General features: G+C 67.6%; 18 protein-coding genes. 15 read left to right on the plus strand and 3 right to left on the minus strand.

The genetic code is table 11. The annotated features are described in order from the left end of the window. The first annotated feature begins 81 nt into the window (after positions 1 to 81). From N5D30_RS19680 to N5D30_RS19735, 12 genes are all read left to right on the plus strand, one after another. Complete coding sequence (locus N5D30_RS19680) at positions 82 to 1746, plus strand: Na/Pi cotransporter family protein (protein ID WP_279910323.1); 1665 nt, start codon at positions 82 to 84, stop codon at positions 1744 to 1746. Positions 1747 to 1938: 192 nt separating this feature from the next. Continuing rightward, positions 1939 to 2169, plus strand: a complete 231-nt coding sequence (locus N5D30_RS19685; protein WP_220815375.1) for a hypothetical protein — start codon at positions 1939 to 1941, stop codon at positions 2167 to 2169. Positions 2170 to 2192: 23 nt separating this feature from the next. After that, the gene (locus N5D30_RS19690) at positions 2193 to 2459 is read left to right on the plus strand and encodes a YdeI/OmpD-associated family protein (RefSeq protein WP_220815374.1); all 267 of its coding nucleotides are present in this window, start codon (positions 2193 to 2195) and stop codon (positions 2457 to 2459) included. A 29-nt stretch (positions 2460 to 2488) separates the two neighbouring features. Next, complete coding sequence (locus N5D30_RS19695) at positions 2489 to 2830, plus strand: DUF5713 family protein (RefSeq protein ID WP_279910324.1); 342 nt, start codon at positions 2489 to 2491, stop codon at positions 2828 to 2830. A gap of 24 nt (positions 2831 to 2854) precedes the next feature. Next, positions 2855 to 3193, plus strand: coding sequence for a hypothetical protein (locus tag N5D30_RS19700; protein WP_279910325.1), 339 nt, complete (start codon positions 2855 to 2857; stop codon positions 3191 to 3193). A gap of 89 nt (positions 3194 to 3282) precedes the next feature. Beyond that, on the plus strand, positions 3283 to 3771 hold the full coding sequence (locus N5D30_RS19705) for a hypothetical protein (RefSeq protein WP_279910326.1): 489 nt from the start codon (positions 3283 to 3285) through the stop codon (positions 3769 to 3771). Positions 3772 to 3778: 7 nt separating this feature from the next. Next, positions 3779 to 4660 (plus strand): SMI1/KNR4 family protein, encoded by an 882-nt coding sequence (locus tag N5D30_RS19710; protein WP_279910328.1) that lies wholly within the window; start codon positions 3779 to 3781, stop codon positions 4658 to 4660. A 77-nt stretch (positions 4661 to 4737) separates the two neighbouring features. Continuing rightward, a complete protein-coding gene (locus N5D30_RS19715; RefSeq protein WP_279910329.1) occupies positions 4738 to 5649 on the plus strand; it encodes an ADP-ribosylglycohydrolase family protein in 912 nt (303 codons plus the stop codon). 25 nt (positions 5650 to 5674) lie between these two features. After that, positions 5675 to 6064, plus strand: a complete 390-nt coding sequence (locus tag N5D30_RS19720; protein ID WP_279910330.1) for a hypothetical protein — start codon at positions 5675 to 5677, stop codon at positions 6062 to 6064. Next, complete coding sequence (locus N5D30_RS19725; protein ID WP_279910331.1) at positions 6061 to 6408, plus strand: hypothetical protein; 348 nt, start codon at positions 6061 to 6063, stop codon at positions 6406 to 6408. The genes N5D30_RS19720 and N5D30_RS19725 overlap by 4 nt, the downstream gene beginning before the upstream one ends. A gap of 394 nt (positions 6409 to 6802) precedes the next feature. Beyond that, positions 6803 to 7807 (plus strand): DUF5924 family protein, encoded by a 1005-nt coding sequence (locus tag N5D30_RS19730; protein WP_279910332.1) that lies wholly within the window; start codon positions 6803 to 6805, stop codon positions 7805 to 7807. Positions 7808 to 7869: 62 nt separating this feature from the next. Next, a complete protein-coding gene (locus N5D30_RS19735; RefSeq protein WP_220815365.1) occupies positions 7870 to 8463 on the plus strand; it encodes a hypothetical protein in 594 nt (197 codons plus the stop codon). On the opposite strand, the gene hmpA is transcribed toward N5D30_RS19735, so the two are convergent. Continuing rightward, positions 8460 to 9641: an NO-inducible flavohemoprotein gene (gene hmpA / locus N5D30_RS19740; RefSeq protein WP_279910334.1), complete on the minus strand. Its 1182-nt coding sequence runs from the start codon at positions 9639 to 9641 to the stop codon at positions 8460 to 8462. The two genes, N5D30_RS19735 and hmpA, sit on opposite strands and share 4 nt — an antisense overlap. A gap of 150 nt (positions 9642 to 9791) precedes the next feature. On the opposite strand from hmpA, the gene norR reads away from it, so the two are divergent. Then, positions 9792 to 11351 (plus strand): nitric oxide reductase transcriptional regulator NorR, encoded by a 1560-nt coding sequence (norR, locus tag N5D30_RS19745; protein ID WP_279910356.1) that lies wholly within the window; start codon positions 9792 to 9794, stop codon positions 11349 to 11351. 18 nt (positions 11352 to 11369) lie between these two features. On the opposite strand, the gene N5D30_RS19750 is transcribed toward norR, so the two are convergent. Next, entirely contained in the window at positions 11370 to 12278 is a 909-nt protein-coding gene (locus N5D30_RS19750) for a LysR substrate-binding domain-containing protein (protein WP_279910335.1), read from the minus strand. Between the two features lie 172 nt (positions 12279 to 12450). On the opposite strand from N5D30_RS19750, the gene aspA reads away from it, so the two are divergent. Continuing rightward, positions 12451 to 13875 carry an aspartate ammonia-lyase gene (gene aspA / locus N5D30_RS19755; RefSeq protein ID WP_279910337.1) on the plus strand — a complete coding sequence of 475 codons (1425 nt, stop codon included), beginning with the start codon at positions 12451 to 12453 and terminating at the stop codon, positions 13873 to 13875. Between the two features lie 15 nt (positions 13876 to 13890). Continuing rightward, the gene (locus N5D30_RS19760; protein WP_279910339.1) at positions 13891 to 14034 is read left to right on the plus strand and encodes a hypothetical protein; all 144 of its coding nucleotides are present in this window, start codon (positions 13891 to 13893) and stop codon (positions 14032 to 14034) included. 595 nt (positions 14035 to 14629) lie between these two features. On the opposite strand, the gene N5D30_RS19765 is transcribed toward N5D30_RS19760, so the two are convergent. Then, complete coding sequence (locus tag N5D30_RS19765; RefSeq protein WP_279910341.1) at positions 14630 to 16093, minus strand: PLP-dependent aminotransferase family protein; 1464 nt, start codon at positions 16091 to 16093, stop codon at positions 14630 to 14632. Positions 16094 to 16135: the final 42 nt, after the last annotated feature.

Genomic DNA, 16135 nt, shown 5'->3' on the forward strand with positions numbered 1-16135 from the left:
CGGCAAGCGGCCACGTCGGTGACTCGGCCGCCGCAGCCGAGCGAAGAAGAGCGAGCCCCAGGACATCCGGGAGACTGCGCCATGCTCACCCTGCTCAACCTGCTCTCGGCCATCGCCCTGCTGGTCTGGGGTACCCACATCGTGCGCACCGGCATCCTGCGGGTGTACGGCTCGCAGCTGCGCCGCGTGCTCAGCCACAGCGTGGCGCGGCGGCCGCAGGCGTTCGCCGCCGGCATCGGCGTCACCGCCCTGGTGCAGAGCAGCAACGCCACCGCCCTGCTGGTCACCTCCTTCGTCGCCCAGGACCTGATGGCGCTGGCGCCGGCCCTGGCGATCATGCTCGGCGCCGACGTCGGCACCGCGCTGATGGCGCGGGTGCTGACCCTGGACCTGTCCTGGCTGTCGCCGCTGCTGATCTTCGTCGGCGTGGTGCTGTTCCTGTCGCGCAAGCAGAGCCGCGTGGGCCAGGTGGGGCGGGTCGCCATCGGCCTCGGCCTGCTGATCCTGGCGCTGCAGCTGATCGTCCAGGCGGCGCGCCCGATCGCCGAATCGCACAGCATCGAGGCGCTGTTCGCCTCGCTGACCGGCGACCTGCTGCTGGACGCCCTGGTCGGCGCGCTGTTCGCCCTGATCACCTACTCCAGCCTGGCCGCCGTGCTGCTCACCGCGACCCTGGCCGGCAGCGGCATGATCGGCCTGCCGGTGGCCATCGGCCTGGTGATCGGCGCCAACATCGGCAGCGGCGTGCTGGCCCTGCTGAACAGCAGCATGCAGTCGCCGGCCGGCCGCCGCGTGGCCCTGGGCAGCCTGCTCTACAAGCTGCTCGGCCTGCTGCTGGTGCTGCCCTTCGTGCACCCGCTGGTGGACTGGATGAAGCAGCTGGACTGGTCCGCCGCCACCCTGGTGATCGGCTTCCACCTGGTCTACAACAGCCTGCGCTGCCTGCTGATGCTGCCCAGCGTCGGGCTGATGGCGCGCCTGTGCAACCTGTTGCTGCCGGAGCGTGCCTCGGACGACGGCGTGGCCCGCCCCCGCCACCTCGACCGCGCCACCCTGGAGACGCCGAGCCTGGCGCTGGCCAACGCGGCGCGGGAGACCCTGCGCATCGGCGACCTGATCGAACAGATGCTGGCCCACCTGCTGGAAGTCCTGCGCGGCAACGCCAACGGCGCCGGCCAGCAGGTGCGCCGCCTGGACGACGACGTCGATGCCCTGCACAACGCGGTCAAGCTGTACCTCGCGCAGATGCCGCGGGACGACCTGCCGGCCCACGACAGCCGGCGCTGGGCCGAGATCATCGAACTGACGGTGAACCTGGAGCACGCCGGCGACCTGATCGAGCAGATGGCCGGCAAGCTCGACAACCACAAGCGCGCCCGCCACCACAGTTTCTCCGACAGCGGCCTGGAAGAACTCGGCAGCCTGCACCGGATGCTCACCGACAACCTGCGCCTGGGCCTCAACGTCTTCCTCAACGGCAACCGCGACAACGCCCGGCGCTTGCTGCAGGAAAAGCGCCGCTTCCGCCGCGAGGAACGCCGGCTGGCCCACGCCCACGTCGACCGCCTGAGCCGCCAGGTGGTGCAGAGCATCGAGACCAGCGCCCTGCACCTGGAACTGATCGCCGACATGAAGCGCCTCAACTCGCTGTTCTGCGGCGGCGCCTACGCGGTGCTGGAAGACGAGGACAGGGCGGAGAGCGAAGGCAGCCCGCCGCTGGAGCCGATACGGCCGCTGGGCCACTGAGCGCCCTCGGTGTTTCCCACAAGAAAAGAGATGACCTGATCGGCGCTTTCGCACACGGCCGCTGGACAGGCCCGGGGCCGGTCAGTAGCTTCAGGCAAGCCGTCTCAGCGCCCAGCGCGAGCCAAGGAAAGTGACCGGCATCCCGCGAACACCGGCCACGACGTATCAGCCAAGCATCGCAAGGAAAGCACCATGACCGACAACACCCAAGGCAGCCAGTCGAAACCCGTCGTCCTGGCCTCGTCTCTGTTCCTCGCCGCACTCTGCGTGTGCGCCCTGTACATGCTGTACAGCGGCCCGAGTCCCGACAGCGCGTTCTTCATCTTCCGCAGCGGAGTGTTCTTCTACCCGATCAGCGCCATTGCGGCCCTGGTGCTCGGCTACGTGGCCTTCCTCGGCTTCAAGCGCCTGAAGACCATGTAAGGCGCATCCCCCAGGAGCAACTGATGGCCGTTGAAAAGCAATCGACCCTCAAGCGCGCGAAGAACCCGATGCCGCCGTTCGTTCGGGAAGCCCTCGACAGCCACGGCCTCATGGAGGCCTATGCGGCGCGCCCGCCCTATCAGCAGAACGACTACCTCGGCTGGATCTCCCGCGCCAAGCTGGAAGCCACCCGGCAGAAGCGTCTCGACCAGATGCTGGAAGAACTCAGGGGCGGCGAGAAGTACATGAACATGGCCTGGTCCGGCAGACGGTCGCCGTCGCAGACCTGATACGCATAGACCGCAAACACGGAGTTCCCATGAGCCTCGGCAATACGGCAATGACCCCATACGCCTTTCTCAAGGAAATGTATGCCGACCCCTACTTTCCGGACGATCTGGTGAAGAAGGGCGAGAACATCCTGCTCGACCTGTGCAGGGAGATCGAGCAAAGCAAACCCGCCAGCCTCGACGCGCTCTATGCGCTGACGCATGCCGCCACCAACAGGTTCAACGACCTGCAGGAGGAGTTTGACGAACGCGGCAGCGAGATCGAGACCGCCGCGCGGGAAGCGATTGCCGAGGACTTCGAGCATATCGCCAGGGCCTATGGCTTTGCCGATGCGGACACCGAAGAGCTCATCGCCACCCGAGACTGGTAGGCAATGGCGACTTGCCCGAACCGAGTGCGCTTCGAAATCTTCCTCGGTGAAGTGAAGATCGGTGACTTCCTGCTGCACAACTACGACTTCCCGAATGCAGCGGGCAACTTCGTCCGCGCAGATATCGCAGACGCCGCCCTCAGCGCCCGACTCAATGCGTACATGGCGTTCTGGGTCGAAGCCGAGCGGATCGGCATCCTCGACGACTATGGCGATACATGGAGCGAATACGTCGCCGCCCACGAGGCCGAGCACACGGAGATGATCGTCGAGGGACAGTGGCTGGCCAGGAAACCCGATGGCGAGACGTTCGAAATCTCCCCGCCCGTTTTCCACCAGGCAAATGAAATCTCGTTCAGATGAAAGCCTTCCAGCCTCCCGCCACGCGTCCTGACAGCCTGCGAAGCGGCTCGATGAATGGCGCGCTACATCTCATGGATCGATAACCCATCATGAAGCCCGTACTGGATCACGCATCTGCGCTCAGAGGTGTCATCGACACGATCAACCTCATCGCCGCGCAGCCCGACATCGACGAGGAAAACCTCGTTCTTCTCCTGCGGGAGAAGGGCTACTCGCGCATCGATGCGGAGAAGCTGAATGCGTTCGTACCCTCAGCCTTTTCCTGGCCTGTTCTCAAGAAACTGGGCACCGCCTCCCTTCCCAACCACTTTCTGGCCAGCGACGAGAACGGCGTCGAAATCGAAATCCCGGTTGCCGGCCAGCACTACTTCACCGCGGCCCTGACCCTGGCCTATTCGGTGTTCACCCATGGCTGGACCAAGGAGGTGCCCCGCAAGACCTATGAAGCCGTCGCGGGGAGAAGTGCGGAGATGGATGCGGTGAACAAGGTCTATGGCGACGGCGGCTCCCTCGAAGGCACCACGCTCGGCCCGCTAAGGTTGCTGGGCATCCGTGCGGAAGAACTTCTGGAGGCCTGATAGCGATATGCCGGCCAATGCTCTCATCGAATTCGAAGCGCTCGCCGCTGAAACGGGCATCGTTCTGCCCGACCTGCTGCGCAGCCTGCTGGCGACGGGCAAGACTGTCTACGGACCTGAATGGGTCTCGACATGGCGAGAACAGGCCCTCCAGGGCTCGCTTCCATTCATCAGCTGGTATGACTTCGAGTGGATCGAGGCAGCCGATGCCCGCCGCGAAATCGAAGAGTGGCTCAACCCGAAGGACCAGGCGGGAAAGGTCTTCCTGCCTTTCGCCCAGTCGGGCGCTGGCGACCTCTACTGCCTGATGCCCCTCGACGCCCACTCCACCGGCGTGGCGCTGATCTGGCACGACGACGAGACCAGCCGGATCGGCTACCGCTCCTTCGATCACTTCGTTGCCGTTCGCTTTCTGGAAACCTTCGCCAACCTCGATCACCTGGCCGATGATTTCCCCGAGGAGCAGGTCATCCAGTGTCTCCGGCATGACGTATCGTCCGTGACCGAGCCGATGAACGAAGCCATGCGGCACTACCTGAAGTCATTCGCCGATCTCCCGACGACGCACCACGAATTCCGCCACGGCCCCCAAAGCCGGCCCGAGAACGTGCTGGCGCTGATCTCCCAGGAACGGCTGGAGCTTGAGCGCAGCCAATTCCCTGAGCCCGATACCGAACCTTTCACCATCGTCGCCCGCTGGGAAATCAACCCGCCAACGCCGGAGACCGTCACGGTCACGGCAGAACCCGCCCCCGACTGGCGCACCCAGGCGCTGAACCCGGACCAGAAGTTCGCCGCCATCCAGTCCTACCGGCAGGAATTCGATGTCAGCCTTGTCGAGGCGAAGAAGGCGATAGACCGCCACATCAGCGACACTCGCCCGGACTGATCCGGATCGCATTCTTCTGGTCCTGATGGCAACGCCCCCCTCAACCTGAAATCGATCTACCGACGCCAAGGTTTTCCATGACTGCGACCCTTTCAGAACGATACCGAGGAAGCCTGCTCGGACTGGCCTGTGGCGACGCCGTCGGAACGACCGTCGAATTCCGGCCGCGCGGCTCGTTCGCCCCGCTCACGGACATGGTCGGAGGCGGGCCATTCGGGCTGGCGCCCGGCCAATGGACCGATGACACATCCATGGCCCTGTGTCTCGCGGAAAGCCTGCTCAACAAGAAGGGCTTCGACGCATCGGACCAGATGGGGCGCTACCTCAACTGGTGGCAGTGGGGCTACCTCAGCTCCACTGGCGACTGCTTCGATATCGGCGTGACCGTGCGAGAAGCGCTTCAGACCTACCAGGCAACCGGCGAGCCTTTTGCCGGTGCTATCGACCCTGGAAAAGCCGGCAATGGCTCGCTGATGCGCCTCGCGCCTGTGGTGCTTTTCTATCATCCGGACACCCGGGCCATGCTTTCCGCCTGCGCAGACAGCTCACGCACCACCCATGGCGCACCGGAAGCGGTCCAGTGCTGCATGCTCCTGGGCCTGCTCGTTTCCAGGGCGCTGGCAGGGCAATCGAAGTCCGATCTCCTGGCCGCCAGGAACATGGACTTCAGTGAGCCCAAGGTCGCTCGCATGGCGGAAGGCGCCTACGCCACGAAGTCACGGGAGGAAATAACCGGCTCGGGCTACTCCGTAGCCTCGCTGGAGGCCGCGCTATGGTGCTTTCACCAAACCGATTCGTTCGAATCCGCCGTGCTTGAGGCCGCCAATCTCGGAGACGATGCGGATACCACCGCGGCAATCGTCGGCCAGTTGGCCGGGGCCTACTATGGCGCCGGGGGCATCCCCGCGCATTGGCTGGAGCGGCTTCACATGCGCACCGATATCGAGGCCATGGCCGATGCGCTGCTGAACGCCTCGGCCGCGCACTGACCCCATTCAACAGGGCGACCCAACAATGCCACTCGTGACAGAACGACTCGGCTCGACCGATCAGGAACCGTTGTCGCTCGAAGTGTCCTCTCCGCTGTGTTCCGCGGCGGCTGTGCTGCTGCACCTCGAAAGGCTTCCCGGGCTTCGGGTGATTGCCAAGAAGTCCTGGGTGCTGACCGACGACTTCGAGGCCTACTTCCTGTACAGGAACAGGCTTTTTGTCATGTACACCCCGTTGTCGGAATTATGGGTATCGCTTATCGGGCAGCCGGCAGACGAGCCGGTTTTCGCGGAGCTCGAAGCGCAGCTTCGGAGCTATCGGTGGTATGAGGCGTTCCTGGGGCCGCTGGCGGTGGCCAAGTATTTCTTTCTTCCCTTCAACCCACCTCGAAAGCTCATCGAGCAGCACTCATGAACATCGGCACACACCCATGGAAACCCCGCACCTGGGCTGGCTGCCTTCTGGCGCTGATGCTGGGCGGCTGCGGCCTGCCGGACTATCCGGAAGACCAGGAGATCAAGGAGGCCTTCCTCCTCGAATACCGCGATGCGGGATGCCAGGTCACTCAGGTCCACGCGCCCGTCGAGGTGCCCATCGATAACAAGACATTCGCCTACATGACCGTTCAGGTCGACGCCATGTGCCGCGATCACCATGGCGATCCGTCCCCCATCACCTCGACCCAAACGTGGCAGGTCCACAAGCAACCCAACACCCTGCTCCAGGGCGTCCGCCGGTGGACCAGAACGGGCAGGTGAGCTCCGCAGGGAGCGAGGCAGAAGGGAACACCATGAAACCAGCCATCTGCAGCATCTGCGGAAAATTCCCCGCCACTGGCGACTGGGTCGCGTTCCAGGACCATGACGAGAGACAGCCAATAGGCCTGTCGCACCCGCCAGGGCTCGAATACTTCTGCGACGAGCACGTCGGAGCGGCGCGCAGGCTTGCCAGCCTGGACTCTGCCAGCGCATTGGAAACACTGAAGAAGGGGTGCCCCCACCGCCAGTAGCCCGGATGCAATCCGGGATGGCGGACCTTGTTTCCCGGATTGCATCCGGGCTACCCAGGCGACACATCGCCTGACGGACGCCGCACCCTGAGCGCGGGGCTGCTGGTATCCTGCCCGACCCGCCGCCGCCCTCAGCACGCTCGATGCCGAACTGGAAACCCTACCTGCTCCGCCTTTTCGCCCTGGTCCAGCGCTATCCCGGCCTGATCGCCGCCTTCGGCTTCTGCTCGGGCGTGGCGAGTTTCATCCTGGTCGACCGCCAGGCAGGCGTGGGCAAGGTGATCGCGGTGCTGATGCTGCTGAGCTGGGCCTGGCTGCTGCTGGAAGGCCTGCTGACCCGCAGCGCGGCGCGCTGGCTGGGGCTGGAGGTGCCGCCGCTGGTGCTGCGCTACCTGACCCAGATGATCCACCAGGAAAGCCTGTTCTTCGCCCTGCCCTTCTTCTTCGTCACCACCTCCTGGCACAGTGGCCAGGCGCTGTTCACCAGCCTGCTCGGCGCCGCGGCGCTGCTCGCCATCGTCGACCCGATCTACTACCGCTGGCTGGCCGCGCGGCGCTGGCTCTACCTCAGCTTCCACACCTTCACCCTGTTCGCCGTGCTGCTGGTGGCGCTGCCGCTGATCGTCCACCTGACCACCGCCGAGAGCTACCGCCTGGCCCTGGGCGCCGCGCTGGTGGTGGCGCTGCCGAGCCTCGGCAGCAGCCTGCGCATCCAGGGCTACTGGCGCTGGGCGACCCTGGCCGGGCTGGTCGCCGCGCTCGGCGTCGGCGCCTGGCTGGCGCGCCAGTGGGTGCCGCCGGCGACCCTGTGGCTGACCGAGGTGGCCGTCACCGAGCAGCTGCAGCAGCGCAGCCCGGGACGCAGCCTGGGCAAGGTTTCCGCCGCCCAGCTGCAGCAGGCCGGGCTGTACGCCTACACCGCGATCAGCGCCCCGCGCGGGCTGGACGAACGCATCTACCACGTGTGGAAGCGCGACGGCGTGGAGATGGACCGCATCGCCCTCGACATCCACGGCGGCCGCAAGGCCGGCTACCGGGCCTGGACCCACAAGCGCAACTTCCCAGCGCAGCCGGCCGGCGACTGGCAGGTACAGGTGGTGACCGAGGCCGGCCAGCAGATCGGCGTACTGCGCTTCCGCGTCGACTAGGGCCTGTTCAAGCGCGGGACGCTGCGGCAAGCTGCCGTCGGATCAACCGCAAGGACCGCACCATGTTCAGAACCCTGGCCCTCCTGGCCGCCGCGCTGCTGCTCGGCGGTTGCGTCGACGACGAGTCGCAACCCACCGAGGCGGAGCGCGCCCTGCTGCTGACCCACACCGACTTCGGCTACGAGGAGGACGCCGGGCGCTACGGCAAGACCGTCTCCTACCTGAGCCGCTCCATCGAACTCACCTACGATTCCCCACCGCTCAGCGGCCTGTACCTGCACAGCACCGTCTTGCTCACCTCCAGCCCCAGCGAGGCGGCCTTCGCCAGCTATAGCGCCCTGAAAGGCGCCAGCTTCGGACTCGGCCTGACGACCGACGACGTGACCGAGGAAGACATCGCGCTGAGCCGCGACATCGGCAGCCACGCCAGACTGGTGCTGCTGCGCAAGAACGGCAAGCCGATCGGCAACATGTTCTCCACCAGCATCGGCAAGAAGCTGATCTTCACCGTGGTCACCGGCCGCCACCACTTCGACTCGGCGCAGGCCTTCGAGGCCTTCATCGAGCCCAAGCTCGCCGCGCTCGAGGCCCACGAGTACGACGATCCGCTGGTGAGCTGGGGCAAGGGGCTGTTCAGCGACGGCGAGGACGACTAGGTATCGAGCGAGGCAGCCGGACCGAAGAACTCGTAGCGGGCCTGGGCGTCCGGCACGCCAAGCTTGCGCAGGTCGCGCCGGACCGCCGCCATGAACGGCCTGGGGCCGAGGAAGTAGGCATCCACGTCGCGCTCGGCGGGCAGCCAGGCCTTCAGGCGCTCCAGGGACAGGCGGCCGTGGGCATCGGCGCCGTCGCCCGGGCGCCGCTCTTCCAGGCAGTAGAAGCGTTGCACCTGCGGATGGGCCGCGACCAGCTCGTCCACCCGTGCGGCGAAGGCCTGCACGCCGGCATGACGCGCGCAGTGGATGAAGCGGATCGGCCGGCCGCTGTGGACCGCCGCCTCCAGCATGGCCATCAGCGGGGTGATGCCGACGCCAGCGCCGATCAGCACCAGCGGTTTGGCCGAACGGTTGAGAGTGAAGTCGCCGGCCGGCACGAACAGCTCGATCTCGTCGCCTTCGCCGATCCGCTCGTGCAGGTGGCTGGAAACGCGGCCGCCCGGCTCGTGCTTGACGCTGATGCGGTATTCGCGGCCATCCGGCGCGGTGGACAGGGAGTAGTTGCGGCGCACTTCCTCGCCGTCGATGACCAGGCGCAGGCCGATGTACTGGCCGGGGACGAAGTCGAGCAGCGCGCCGCCGTCGGCCGGCCGCAGGTGGAAGGAGGTGATCTCCTCGCTCTCGCGCACCTTGCGCGCCACGCGGAACGGACGGCCGCCCCGCCAGCCGCCCTCGGCGCGCTCGCTGGCGCAATAGACCTCTTCCTCAGCGCCGATCAGCAGCTCGGCCAGCTGACCGTAGGCCTGGCGCCAGGCCTCGATCACCTCATCCGTGGCGATCTCGGCGCCCAGCACCTCGCGGATGGCGCGCAGCAGGCAGCCGCCGACGATGGGGTAGTGCTCCGGCAGGATCTGCAGCGACACGTGCTTCTGCACCACCTGGGAAACCAGCTGGCCCAGGGCCTGTAGCCGGTCGATGTGGCGGGCGTACATCAGCACGCCGTTGGCCAGCGCCCTCGGCTGGTCGCCGCTGGCCTGGTGCGCCTGGTTGAACAGGGGGCGCACCTGGGGGTACTCGGCCAGCATGATGCGGTAGAAGTGGGTGGTCAGCGCCTCGCCGCCGCTTTCCAGCAGAGGCACGGTGGTCTTGACGAGAGCGATGTGTTCATTGGACAACATAGGGGTTTTCCTCTTGCACGCAGGTTTTTCTGCAAGAGGCCTATCAGCAATCGTGCCATTTGATTTATTCATATAAATCAAATGCTTAAACAGTTAATTGTCGATTTGACAGCGAGCCTTCGAATGTCGAATCGACAGCAGGAAGTCATGATGACCACCCACCCGCTGCTCCAGGCCCTGCTACCGCTGGTCGACGACCTCAGTCGCGAACTGGACGAAGAAGAGCGCTACCGGCGCCTGCTCAGCGCGTTGCGCGCGCTGATCCCCTGCGACGCCACCGCGCTGCTGCGCCTGGAAGGGGACCTGCTCATTCCGCTGGCGGTGGACGGCCTCAGCGCGGACACCCTGGGCCGGCGCTTCGCCCTGGCCGAGCATCCGCGCTTCGAGATGCTGCTGGGAGACCGCCGGCCGACCCGCTTCGCCGCCGACAGCGACCTGCCCGACCCTTACGACGGCCTGGTGGAGGATCATGTCGGCCATCTGGAAGTGCACGACTGCCTGGGCTGCCCGCTGTTCATCGACGACCGCCCCTGGGGGCTGATCACCCTCGACAGCATGCAGCCCGGCAGCTTCGCCCAGAGCGACCTGGACAATCTGGAAGCCTTCTCGCGCCTGGCCGCCGCCTCGGTGAAGGCCAACGACCGGCTGCTCAGCCTGGCCCAGCGCGCCGAGGCCGAGCGCCAGCTGGCCGCGCGCTTCCGCGAGGTGGCCGGGCAGGCCGCCACCGCCGAGCTGATCGGCCAGAGCGCCGCGCACAAGCGGCTGCAGGCGGAAATCGACACCGTCGCGGGCAGCGACCTCACCGTGCTGATCGAGGGCGAGACCGGCGTCGGCAAGGAACTGGTGGCGCAGTCCATCCACGCCCGCTCGCCGCGGGCCGGCAAGCCGCTGATCAGCATCAACTGCGCGGCGCTGCCGGAGCAGCTGGTGGAAAGCGAGCTGTTCGGCCACGTGCGCGGCGCCTTCACCGGCGCCAGCGGCGAGCGCAGCGGCAAGTTCGAACTGGCCGACGGCGGCACCCTGTTCCTCGACGAGGTCGGCGAGCTGCCGCTGGCGGTGCAGGCCAAGCTGCTGCGGGTGCTGCAGAGCGGCCAGCTGCAGCGCCTGGGCTCCGACCGCGAGCACCGGGTGGACGTGCGCATCCTCGCCGCCACCAACCGCGACCTGGCCGAGGAGGTGCGCGCCGGGCGCTTCCGCGCCGATCTCTACCACCGCCTCAGCGTCTACCCGCTCAAGGTACCGCCGCTGCGCGAGCGCGGCCGCGACGTACTGCTGCTGGCCGGGCACTTCCTCGAACAGAACCGCGCGCGCCTGCACCTGCGCGGCCTGCGCCTGGCCGCCGAGGCCCAGGCCGCGCTGCTGGGCCACGCCTGGCCGGGCAACGTGCGCGAACTGGAGCACCTGCTCGGCCGCGCCGCGCTCAAGGCCATGGCGCGCCAGCCGGAGCGGCCGCGCATCCTCTCCCTGGAGGCCCGCGACCTGGACCTCGGCCCGCTGCCCATCGCGCCGCAGCCGGCGAGCGTGGAAGCACCGGGCGATGCTACGGCCGAGCCGGTGGGCGACCTGCGCCAGGCGGTGGACGCCTACCAGCGCCAGCTGATCCAGGCCGCCCTGCGCCGCCACCAGGACAACTGGGCGGCCGCCGCCCGCGAACTGGGCGTGGACCGGGCCAACCTGCACCGCCTGGCGACCCGCCTCGGCCTCAAGTGACGGCGGGCGCCCAGCCCGCTACGACCCGGCGCCGACGCCCGCTTCCAGCTTGCGCCAGAGCAGGCGCACCGCCGCCTTGCGCGACAGCACGCAGCGATACAGGCGGATTTCCAGCTGCACCTGCCATTTCTCGCCGCCGCAGACCGCCAGCTCGCCCCTGGCCAGCTCGGCGCTCACCGACAGGCGCGGCACCCAGGCCACGCCGAGGCCCTGCAGCGCCATGGTCTTGAGGCTGTCGGCCATGGCCGTCTCGTACACCGTGGTCGAGCGCAGGGCGCGCTGGCGCAGCAGCTGGTTCACCGAGCGGCCGAGGAAGGCGCCGGCGCTGTAGGCCAGCAGCGGCACGCTCTGGCCGGAGTCCAGGTCGAACAGCGGCACGCCATCCTCGCCCACCGCGCAGACCGGCAGCATGGCCGTGGAGCCGAGGTCCAGCGAGGGGAAGATGTCCGGCGCCAGCTGCACGGCCGCGTCCGGGTCGTAGTAGGCGAGGATCAGGTCGCAGCTGCCCTCGCGCAGCGAGTGCACCGCCTCGCCGACGTTGGTCGCCACCAGGCGGGTGGACAGCGGCAGGCCCTCGCGGCGCAGGCGGCCGATCCATTCCGGGAAGAAGCCGAGGGTCAGCGAGTGGGCGGCGGCGATCTGCAGCACCTCGCCCTGCTGGCCTTCCAGGTTGTGCAGGTGGCGCACCACCTCGCCCAGTTGCTCGACCATGCTGCGCGCGGTGACCAGGAACAGCTGGCCGGACTCGGTCAGCTCCACCGGCGTGCGGGTGCGGTTGACCAGGGTCAGCCCCAGCGCCGCCTCCAGGCTGCGGATGCGCCGGCTGAAGGCCGGCTGGGTGACAAAGCGCTTTTCGGCGGCCTGGGAAAAGCTGCGGGTGGCGGCCAGGGCGACGAAGTCTTCCAGCCACTTGGTTTCCAGATTCATCGATCAACCATCGTTTGAAATTATGCACGCGCGACATCGAACCCGAGTCACGGCGACATTATGCCGATTACGCATACCATAGCGTTTAACAGCATTGGCCGACGGACGGCACAGAGCCTAGATTATTGGGCATCGCGGCGCCAAGCCGTATTTCCCAGAGAAAAGATCCATCATGTCCGCTGCTGCATCCGTCCGCATCGAAAAAGACCTGCTCGGCACCCTCGAAGTCCCCGCCGAGGCCTACTACGGCATCCAGACCCTGCGAGCCGTGCAGAATTTTCGACTGTCCGGCGTACCGCTGTCGCACTACCCGAAACTGGTGATCGGCCTGGCCATGGTCAAGCAGGCCGCGGCCGACGCCAACCGCGAGCTGGGCCACCTGTCCGCCGCCAAGCACACCGCCATCAGCACCGCCTGCGCCCGCATCATCCAGGGCGAGTTCCACGACCAGTTCGTGGTCGACATGATCCAGGGCGGCGCCGGCACCTCGACCAACATGAACGCGAACGAAGTCATCGCGAACATCGCGCTCGAAGCCATGGGGCACGAGAAGGGCGAGTACCAGTACCTGCACCCTAACAACGACGTGAACATGGCGCAGTCGACCAACGACGCCTACCCCACCGCCATCCGCATCGGCCTGCTGCTCGGCCACGACAGCCTGCTCGGTGCCCTCGACCGGCTGATCAACGCCTTCGCCAGCAAGGGCCTGGAGTTCGGCCACGTGCTGAAGATGGGCCGCACCCAGCTGCAGGACGCCGTGCCGATGACCCTGGGTCAGGAATTCCACGCCTTCGCCACCACTCTGGGCGAGGACCTGCAGCACCTCAAGCGCCTGGCGCCGGACCTGCTCACCGAGGTCAACCTGGGCGGCACCGCCATCGGCACCGGGATCAACGCCGACCCGGCCTACCAGAAACTGGCCGTGCGCCGCCTGGCGATCGTCAGCGGCCATCCGGTGGTGCCGGCGGCCGACCTGATCGAGGCCACCAGCGACATGGGCGCCTTCGTGCTGTTCTCCGGCATGCTCAAGCGCACCGCGGTCAAGCTGTCGAAGATCTGCAACGACCTGCGCCTGCTCTCCAGCGGCCCGCGCACCGGAATCAACGAGATCAACCTGCCGCCGCGCCAGCCGGGCAGCTCGATCATGCCGGGCAAGGTCAACCCGGTGATCCCCGAGGCGGTGAACATGGTCGCCTTCGAGGTGATCGGCAACGACCTGGCGCTGACCCTCGCCGCCGAAGGCGGCCAGCTGCAGCTGAACGTGATGGAGCCGCTGATCGCCTACAAGATCCTCGACTCGATCCGCCTGCTGACCCGCGCCATGGACATGCTCCGCGAGCTGTGCATCGACGGTATCACCGCCAACGAGCAGCGCTGCCGCGAGCTGATGGAAAGCTCCATCGGTCTGGTCACCGCGCTCAACCCGTACATCGGCTACGAGAACGCCACCCGCATCGCCAAGACCGCGCTGGAAACCGGCCGTGGCGTGCTCGAACTGGTCCGCGAAGAGAAGCTGCTGGACGACGCCACCCTGGCCGACATCCTGCGCCCCGAGAACATGATCGCCCCGCGCCTCGTGCCGCTGCAGCACTGATTGGAGAACGCCCCCATGCAAACATCCGCGACCCCGGTCACCAAGGCCCTGTTCCTCGCCCTGCACCCGCCGCGCCGCTGCTGGCCCGGCCTCGCCGGCTTCTACGTCTCCCCGAGCCAGGCGAAGGCCCCGGCCCGTCGAGCGAAAACCGGTTCATAGAAGAGGCCCTCACCAGCCTCACCCTCAGGGATGGCCTCGGCCATCCCTTTTTTTGGCCGGGTTGCAGCGCCCTGCCCCATTCTGGGTCCCCGCCTGCGCGGGGATGACGAGGTGCTTCCGAAACAGTCATTCCCGCGCGGGCGGGACAGCAGCTGTATCGCTGAACAGCGCTTGCGCTGGCCCGAAGGGGAATAATCCAGCGGCAGGCAGCTGCAGCGTCCAGTCAGGGCTAGGCTGCGGAACGCGTAGGGTGGGTTAGCCGCTTGCCGACGTAACCCACCGGCGGTGGCGCGGTCGATTGCGCCGGTGGGTTACGGCCTGTGGCCCAACCACCCTACCGGCTCCCCGGCAGGCTGCCTCCGCAGGGCAGCTGTAGCGTCTGCAACATGCGACTGGGGCATAGCCTCTTTCGCTATGTCCCCGTCATGTGTTGGCGGTGCAATCCTGCTTTTTGTGGGAGCGGCTTCAGCCGCGAATTTCGCGGATAACTCCACTCCCGCCAGGTGTGCAGCAACTAATTTGCGCCGGCCCGTAGGGTGCGCCGTGCGCACCAGCAGACCCGCACATTGCCCCGGTGCGCATGGCGCACCCTGCGTCAGAGCTTCCAGGCGCGGCGCAGGGTCCGCAGCGCCTCGGCGATCTGCGCCTCGGGCACGGCGGCGAAGCCCAGCACCAGCCCGGCGCGCGCCGTCTCGGGCGCCGCCTCGCCCTCCAGCCAGTATTCGCCCAGGCCGTTCATCTCCACCCCGGCGCCCCGCGCGGTGGCCACCAGCTCACGCTCCCGCGCCCGGCTGGCCACCGGCACACACAGGTGCAGGCCGGCCTCCACCGTTGGCAGCGGCGCGCACCCCGGCACCTCCGGCCAATCCCGCAGCAGGGCGTCGCGGCGCGCCCGGGCGGCCTGGCGCATGCGCCGCACGTGGCGCTGGAAGTGGCCGGCGGCGATGAACTCGGCCATCACCGCCTGGGTGCCGATCTCCGAATGGCGCATGTCCAGCGCCTGGCGGCGGGCGAAGGCCTCGGCCAGGGTCGGCGGCAGCACCAGGTAGCCGAGGCGCAGTGCCGGGAAGGCGATCTTGCAGAAGGTGCCGACGTACAGCACCCGGCCCTGGCGATCCAGCGCCGCCAGGGGCGCCAGCGGGATGCCGCTGTAGCGGTACTCGCCGTCGTAGTCGTCCTCGACGATCCAGCCGTCCCGGCGCTCGGCCCACTCCAGCAGCTCCAGGCGCCGCGCCAGCGACAGGGTGACACCGGTGGGGTACTGGTGCGAAGGCGTGACGTAGGCCAGCCGGCAGTCCGCGATGGCGGCCAGTTCGGCGGTATCCAGCCCGTCTTCATCCACCGCCACGCCGCACAGCTCGGCGCCGGCCACGGCGAAGGCATGGCCGGCGGCGCGATAGCCGGGGTTCTCGACCGCCACCCGCTCGCCGGGCTGCACCAGCAGCTGGGCGCACAGGCTGATGGCCTGCTGGGCGCCGCAGGTGATCACCACCTGGGGCGGGTCGCAATTCAGCCCGCGGCTGCTGCGCAGGTAGGCGGCCACCAGTTCGCGCAGCGCGGGGTCGCCCGCGGGGTCGCCGTAGCCCAGGCGCGCCGCCGAGGGACGGCGCCAAAAACGTGCCTGCAGGCGCGCCCAGGTCTCGAAGGGGAACAGGTCGAAGGCCGGCACGCCGATGCGGAAGGCCCTGGGCGGACCGCTCAGCGGCGCTGGCAGGTGGTGCGCCTGCAGCCGTCGCAGCGCCGCGCTCGGTGCCGGCACGCTGGCGAGCGGCTGCGGCGCCGGGCGCTCGGTGGCCAGGTCCGCCACGTAGGTGCCATCGCCCACCCGCCCTTCCACGTAGCCCTCGGCGTAGAGCTGGTCGAACGCCCGGGTCACGGTATTGCGCGAGATGCCCAGCAGCGCCGCCAGGTCGCGGCTGGCCGGCAGCCGTGCGCGCCCGGCCAGGCGGCCGTCGAGGATGCGCTCGCGCAGGGCCTGGTAGAGCTGGCGCGCCAGGCCCTGGCCGGGGTCCAGGCGGATGCCGGAGAGATCGACCGGCAACGGCGGTGTGGCGGACATGGATTGGCTCCATCGAACAGGCATTGAATGGCTCTTACAACA

This window comes from Pseudomonas sp. GD03875, assembly GCF_029840585.1.
GTDB classification, from domain to species: Bacteria; Pseudomonadota; Gammaproteobacteria; order Pseudomonadales; family Pseudomonadaceae; genus Aquipseudomonas; species Aquipseudomonas paralcaligenes.

Bases quoted from the DNA above. Each gene is read 5' to 3' on its own strand.
- N5D30_RS19690 (WP_220815374.1), top strand. From the start codon at position 2,193: ATGGCCGTTGAAAAGCAATCGACCCTCAAGCGCGCGAAGAACCCGATG.
- N5D30_RS19720 (WP_279910330.1), top strand. From the start codon at position 5,675: ATGCCACTCGTGACAGAACGACTCGGCTCGACCGATCAGGAACCGTTG.
- N5D30_RS19705 (WP_279910326.1), top strand. From the start codon at position 3,283: ATGAAGCCCGTACTGGATCACGCATCTGCGCTCAGAGGTGTCATCGAC.
- N5D30_RS19725 (WP_279910331.1), top strand. From the start codon at position 6,061: ATGAACATCGGCACACACCCATGGAAACCCCGCACCTGGGCTGGCTGC.
- N5D30_RS19760 (WP_279910339.1), top strand. From the start codon at position 13,891: ATGCAAACATCCGCGACCCCGGTCACCAAGGCCCTGTTCCTCGCCCTG.
- N5D30_RS19750 (WP_279910335.1), bottom strand. From the start codon at position 12,278: ATGAATCTGGAAACCAAGTGGCTGGAAGACTTCGTCGCCCTGGCCGCC.
- N5D30_RS19685 (WP_220815375.1), top strand. From the start codon at position 1,939: ATGACCGACAACACCCAAGGCAGCCAGTCGAAACCCGTCGTCCTGGCC.
- N5D30_RS19680 (WP_279910323.1), top strand. From the start codon at position 82: ATGCTCACCCTGCTCAACCTGCTCTCGGCCATCGCCCTGCTGGTCTGG.
- aspA (WP_279910337.1), top strand. From the start codon at position 12,451: ATGTCCGCTGCTGCATCCGTCCGCATCGAAAAAGACCTGCTCGGCACC.
- hmpA (WP_279910334.1), bottom strand. From the start codon at position 9,641: ATGTTGTCCAATGAACACATCGCTCTCGTCAAGACCACCGTGCCTCTG.
- N5D30_RS19735 (WP_220815365.1), top strand. From the start codon at position 7,870: ATGTTCAGAACCCTGGCCCTCCTGGCCGCCGCGCTGCTGCTCGGCGGT.
- N5D30_RS19765 (WP_279910341.1), bottom strand. From the start codon at position 16,093: ATGTCCGCCACACCGCCGTTGCCGGTCGATCTCTCCGGCATCCGCCTG.
- N5D30_RS19715 (WP_279910329.1), top strand. From the start codon at position 4,738: ATGACTGCGACCCTTTCAGAACGATACCGAGGAAGCCTGCTCGGACTG.
- N5D30_RS19730 (WP_279910332.1), top strand. From the start codon at position 6,803: ATGCCGAACTGGAAACCCTACCTGCTCCGCCTTTTCGCCCTGGTCCAG.
- norR (WP_279910356.1), top strand. From the start codon at position 9,792: ATGACCACCCACCCGCTGCTCCAGGCCCTGCTACCGCTGGTCGACGAC.
- N5D30_RS19710 (WP_279910328.1), top strand. From the start codon at position 3,779: ATGCCGGCCAATGCTCTCATCGAATTCGAAGCGCTCGCCGCTGAAACG.
- N5D30_RS19695 (WP_279910324.1), top strand. From the start codon at position 2,489: ATGAGCCTCGGCAATACGGCAATGACCCCATACGCCTTTCTCAAGGAA.